Annotated in this window: 2 protein-coding genes; both read left to right on the top strand. The window is 35.1% G+C overall.

Going from position 1 to position 3,892, the window contains the following annotated elements; translation table 11 throughout:
* The first annotated feature begins 88 nt into the window (after nucleotides 1-88).
* Entirely contained in the window at nucleotides 89-1,060 is a 972-nt protein-coding gene (locus BLR76_RS11320) for an NAD(P)H-dependent flavin oxidoreductase (protein ID WP_091269001.1), read from the top strand.
* An 18-nt stretch (nucleotides 1,061-1,078) separates the two neighbouring features.
* Complete coding sequence (locus BLR76_RS11315; protein WP_091268999.1) at nucleotides 1,079-2,629, top strand: malonate decarboxylase subunit alpha; 1,551 nt, start codon at nucleotides 1,079-1,081, stop codon at nucleotides 2,627-2,629.
* Nucleotides 2,630-3,892 lie beyond the last annotated feature (1,263 nt).

Here is a 3,892-nt window from a genome sequence, read left to right as displayed (position 1 = left end):
AGTAGAGTATACACCAAACGCCAACGGCGTTACACGTTTTTCATCTCGTGTTGTGCCTTGAGCGAAGCGAAAGGAATGAATTATAAAGATGAAAACTAAAGTAACTGAAATGCTTGGTATTCAGTATCCTATCATTCAAGGGGCTATGCAATATATATCTTTAGCTCCTTTAGCAGCAGCTGTGTCAAATGCTGGTGGTTTAGGTATTGTACCGGCTATGGCATTTGATACGAAAGAAAAATTAAGAGCAGAAATTCATCATATGAAGGAGTTAACAGATAAGCCATTTGGTTTTAATATATCATTAGTCCCAGAAGTAATAATCCCGGAAGTTATCTATGACTACATTGATGTTTTAATTGATGAAGGCGTTAAAATCGTCGAAACATCTGGTCAGAGACCAGAGAAGTATATTACACCATTAAAAGATGCTGGTATTATTGTGATCCATAAAGTGACGAGTGTTAGACACGGTCTAGCAGCTCAAAAAGACGGTGCAGATATTATCTCGTTTGTCGGAGCTGAAGGTGGTGGTCATCCAGGTGTAGATTTAATTTCAGGACACGTCTTATGGGCTGAAGCTGTAGATGCACTGGATGTACCAGTTGTAGCAGCTGGTGGTATGGTTGATGGAAGAGATATTTTTTCTGCCATGTCTTTAGGTGTAGATGGTGTGTTAATGGGGACGCGATTTTTAGCAAGTAAAGAGTGCAACGACGCCGATCATTGGGAACAGGCAATTCAGTCGATTCCAACGAATGGAACAGTCTTAACTATGAAATCCATCCGTAATGCTATGCGAGTAGCGAACAATGAATATGCACAGAAAATTATCAAAATGGAAAAAGAAGGTGCTTCTCTTCAAGAATTACTCCCAGTCATTTCAGGTAAACGTAATATTGAAGAGATACGAAAAGGTAACTATCAAAATGCTCAGTTAAGCGTGGGAATGGGTGTTGGTCGTATTAACAGTGTTGAATCGGTTGAATCAATCTTTAATTCATTGGTTGAATCATATACAGAAGCCAGCAAACGTATGTCTACGCTTTTAATGAAGTAACTGAAAGGAATTTAAACGTTGGAATCAAAAATTAAAACATGTCAAGAAGCAATGAGTGCCATTCCAGATGGTGCTCATATTGCTACAACAAGTTTTGGGTTTGGGGGGACCCCAAATCAGCTGATGTATGGTTTAAGTGAGTATTATAAAGAACACAAACATCCAAAATCAATTACCTTCTCTACAACTGCTGGGATTGGAACCAACTCACCAGATTCTGGCGTTGACTTATTCCTTCACCCAGGTATGCTTAAACGTTTTTATGGTTCTCATATTTTAGGATCAAAAAATGCTGGGGAAGCAGCTTTAAATAATGACTATGAATTTTACTTCGTCCCCCAAGGGATTATAGGTGAACTTTATCAAGATTCAGCTCGTGAGCAGTCAGGTGTCTTCACAAAGGTAGGGCTAAATACTTTCATTGACCCAAGACAAACTGGTGGTGCAATGAATAGTGTAACTACAGAAGCTATTTCTGAAATAGTTACTTTAGATGGTGAAGAATGGATCCGCTATAAGCCTTGGCATATCGATGTGGCGTTTATAAAAGCAACTTTTGCTGATGAGAATGGTAATATTAGTATTCAACAGGAACCTAATCACCTAGAAATATTGGACTTAGCAACGGCAGCGCATAATAATGGAGGGCTGGTAATCGTTCAGGTTAAAGAGATTGTCGAATCTCACAGCTTATCACCTAAAGAAGTTGTAATTCCTAAAGCCTTAGTTGACTACGTTGTCGTTGCTGAGCAAAAGTATCATTTTCAAATGGTCAATGATTATTATCAACCAATGTTATCTAATGAAGTGAGAGTAGACTTAAGCGAACATGACCAGTTTGAATTTTCACCATTGAAAGTTATGGCTAGAAGAATTGCACTTGAGATTAATCAGAATGATATTATTAATGTTGGCTACGGCCTCGCATCAAAAGTATCTAATATCTTCTCACAAGCTGGAGTGATTGATGATATTCACTTGAGTACAGACTTAGGTACCATTGGCGGATTACCTACCTCTGATTTAAGATATGGAACGAGTTTGAATGCTGACGCTGTCCTTCGCACACGAGATATGTTCTCTTTGTATGTTGGTGGGGGATTAGATTTGGCAATCTTAGGCTTTGGTCAATTTGATCAAGTCGGACATATGAATACCACCAAGTTAGGCAATCGTTTGATCGGTCCTGGTGGGATGATGGACATTGCTTATGGTGCCAAAAAAGTGATTTTTGTTGGAACCTTTACAGTGGGTGTTGAATTATCCATTAAAGATAATCAACTCCATATTATTCAAGAAGGGAAGCCGATAAAATTTGTTAAGCAAGTGGAATTTGTTACTTATAACGCACAACAAGAATTGAAGCGAGGAAAAGAAATTAAAATTATTACTGAAAGAGCGATCTTTGATATTTTACCAGGAATTGGCCTCCAATTAGTTGAAGTGGCGCCAGGTGTGAATATTCAAAAAGATATTTTAGAGCTCTTACCATATGATGTAAGTGTTTCAGATCATGTGAAAGTAATGGATCCTAAATTATTCAATGAAGAGTGGACTCTTAATCTGTAGTTTAAAATCCTTTGTACCAAAATAGGTTGATTAAGTTTATCGTTAGATTACTTTTAAAGAATCATAGTCAATAGTACTATTGATACAGAATCATTTCCTTGTGGTATTATTCAGTCAAGTAAATGATTTTATATTTTAAAGTATCGTTCATTGATTTGTAGTGTAATGACTTTAGACATTCAATAGAAAATAAATTTCAGGTAAAAGTATATCAGCACACTATTTTAAAAAGTCTACTAAATTAACAGAAACTGTTAGTGACTAGTTCAAAGTTTTTAACCAACTGAATAAAACAAGTGAATTTTATCAGATAAAATTACCTTATCAACGCGATATCTGGTATTATTTTTTTAATAAATATAATCAGCTCTTAAATACCTTAAGGATATAGTTCAAACTTGATAACTCAATAAAAAAATTGCGTATCAAGTTTTTTAATTATTATCAATGTTTAAACGATTGTTTGAGCAGTCATGTACAATTGATATATGATAGTATTTTAATAAAAAACAGCACATTTTATTTAATGAAATGTGCTGCTTATTACTCATATATTTATACTAAAACGTTACTAAAAATGATGCTAATATACCCGCTAGGACTACAGAGGCAATAGATATCATAATAAATCCAGCAACGAGTATTTTCGGTTGAATAACACTAATATCACACTGACTTCTTAGTCGTTATCACCAACTGAGTTAGCGACTTCAGTTGGAACATTGACAGTACAGTGGAATCCTAATAGAGCTGAGATTCCTATCCCTATGGACATCCAAATTGATTCTTTGAGAATACGTCCAACAATTAAAGATAAGATGATAATAAAGATTGCTGCGTGTGCCAGTGAGATAACACTTGTAGGTAATCAATTTAATAATAGCTCTGGTGTTACTTAGGCTAGTGAACTTAATACAACTAGTGTTAATGCCACTATGGATACAGCAAAAAGCATTGAAATAATACTTTTTGTTTTAACTGCGATCATATCACCTATTTCGATAACAACCATAATAATAGTAAATGCATATAGTGGTGTTATAATAAAATCTCCCCTGATTTTAAAATTAGATTTAATATACGGTAATCTTATAGTTAAAGCTAATCGAACCTATTAAAAAAGGTAAAGATTTGAAAAAAATGAAGAAAAGGCGATAATAGGTTTTTATTAGGAACTGTCAAATTTTTTATGAAAACTAAAAATTAAAGGTGGTGAAGGCCCACTGACTATACCAATCGGAGCCGCATTTGCCCTTGACAAAC

The organism is Alkalibacterium thalassium (assembly GCF_900101165.1).
In the GTDB taxonomy this organism is placed as follows: domain Bacteria; phylum Bacillota; class Bacilli; order Lactobacillales; family Carnobacteriaceae_A; genus Alkalibacterium; species Alkalibacterium indicireducens.
Note: the sequence above shows the minus strand (reverse complement) of the source record. Positions and strands in the feature narration are given on the sequence as shown.